The 2,185-nt window shown below is 70.1% G+C and carries 2 protein-coding genes; both read right to left on the bottom strand.

The features are described 5' to 3' along the window. On the bottom strand, positions 1-1,092 hold a 1,092-nt coding region (locus D7V93_RS42120; protein ID WP_147451645.1), incomplete at its 3' end, for an AMP-binding protein. Positions 1,093-1,127: 35 nt separating this feature from the next. After that, positions 1,128-2,123, bottom strand: coding sequence for a 3-oxoacyl-ACP synthase III family protein (locus D7V93_RS42115; RefSeq protein WP_120648578.1), 996 nt, complete (start codon positions 2,121-2,123; stop codon positions 1,128-1,130). Positions 2,124-2,185 lie beyond the last annotated feature (62 nt).

Below are 2,185 nucleotides of genomic sequence, written 5' to 3'. Positions count from 1 at the left end.
CTTCAGCACCAGCTCCCCCACCCCGCCCACGGGCACCGACTGGCCCGCGTCATCCACCAGCTTCGCGTCGATGAAGTAGTTGGGCCGCCCGATGGAGCCCGCCTTGGACACCGCGAACTCCGGGCCCATGCTGAAGATGCCCGGGCCGAACTCCGTCATCCCGAAGCCCTGCTTGAAGGGCACCGGGTGCACCGCCTGCCACGCCTGGAGCAGCGGCACCGGCAGGGGCGCCCCGCCGCTCGTGACGAAGCGCACGGAGGAGAAGTCCGTCCCGCGCCAGCGCGGCGAGTCCATCAACTGCTGGTACTGCGTGGGCACCGCGAAGAAGAGCGTCACCTTCTCCTTCGCCACCAGGCCCAGCATCTCGTCCGCGTCCCACCGCCGCATCAGCACCACGGTGCCGCCCACGGTGAGCAGCGGCAGCGTGTACACGAGCAGCCCGCCCGTGTGGAACAGCGGCGTGTGCGTCACCGTCACGTCGCCCTGGCGGATCTCATGCACCAGCGTGTTGAGCGTGTTCCACGCCACCATGCGGTAGGACACCTTCGCGCCCTTGGACCGCCCGGTGGTGCCGCCCGTGAAGATGAGGCAGAGGATGTCCTCCTCGCTCACCGCCTCGTTCGTCACCGGGGCCGCGGGCACGTGCCCCAGAGCCGTCGCATATGCGTCCGCGCCCGGCAGGCCCTGCGCATCCAGCGACACGAGCCGGAGGCCGTCGCCCACGTGCTCGCGCACCTGGGCCGCCGCGTCCCTGAAGTCGTCCCCGAACAGCAGCACGCGCGGCCGGATGGAGCGCACGCCCTCCGTCAATTCCGCCGCGTGCAGCCGCCAGTTGTAGGGCACGAAGATGGCGCCCAGCTTCCCGCACGCGAAGAGCAGGTCCAGGTGCTCCACGCCGTTGAGCGCGACGATGCCCACCCGGTCCCCGCGCTGCACGCCCGCCACGTCCCGCAGCCAGCCCGCGAGCGCCGTGGCGCGCGCGTTCATCTGCCGGTAGGTGAAGCGGCCCGCGTCCCTGCGGGCCACGTCCACCACGGCCACCGCTTCCGGCCAGTAGAGGGCGCCCCGCCCCATCCAATCTCCGATGAACATGCGCGTGCCTCCTGGCGGACCGCGGGTGGGTGGGACTACGCCGTCCAGCGGTAGAGCGCGGACGCCATCGCCAGGCCGCCGCCGCTGGCGCAGAAGGCGACCAGGTCGCCCTTCTTCACCTTGCCCTGCAGCACCGCGTCGTCGAGCGTCATCGGGATGCAGGCGGAGCCCGTGTAGCCCCACTTGTCCATCGTGTAGTGCGCCTTGGCCATGGGCTGGTTGAGCGCCTTCATGGTGGCTTCGATGGTGCGCAGGTTGAGCTGCGTGAAGACGAACAGCTTCACGTCGTCCAGCGTCTGGTCCGCGCGCTTGAGCAGCGTGTCCAGCAGGATGGGCCAGCGCTCGGTGTTGAACGTGGAGGGGAACTTGCGCACGAACTGCACCGCAGGCCTGCCGTCGGTGAGCTTCAGCGTCTCCGCCGTGGCGGGCCGGTTCGTGCCGCCCGTGTAGATGCCCAGCGCGTCGTGGTACTCGCCGTTGGCCAGCAGCTTCGCGCCCAGGAAGCCCGGCTTGTCGGACGCGCCCAGCACCACCGCGCCCGCGCCGTCCGCGAACAGCGTGCAGGTCTTCTTGTCCTTCCAGTTCACGTACCGGGTCATCCCGTAGGCGCCCACCACCAGGATGCGCTGGTAGCTGTCGTCCGCGGAAATCGTCTTCGACGCCACGTCCAGCGCCGTCACCCAGCCCGCGCACGCGGCGTTGATGTCGTAGGTGCCCGCGTTGACGGCGCCCAGCTTCGCCTGCACCACCGACGACGTGCCGGGGCTCAGGTAGTCCGGCGTGTCACTGGCGACCAGCACCAGGTCCAGGTCCTTCGGATCCACCTTCGCGCGCGCCAGGGCCTCCTTCGCGGCGGCGACGGCCAGGTCGCTCGTGGCCTGGTCGTCCGCCATCACGTGGCGCTGCTTGATGCCCACGTTCTGCTGGAGCCACTCGTCCACCTTCTCGCCGAGGATGGCCTCCACGTCGGCGTTGGTGAGGAGCTTCTCGGGGACGTAGCGGCCGGTGGACAGGATGTTCGCGTAACGCATGGCGGTGTTTCAGCTCCGGGGACCGCGCGCCGGACGGCGGGCGGTCCCCGGAGCTGAAACAC

The sequence above is a fragment of the Corallococcus llansteffanensis genome (assembly GCF_003612055.1).
GTDB classification, from domain to species: Bacteria; Myxococcota; Myxococcia; order Myxococcales; family Myxococcaceae; genus Corallococcus; species Corallococcus llansteffanensis.
This window is presented reverse-complemented; position numbering and strand designations above follow the sequence as displayed.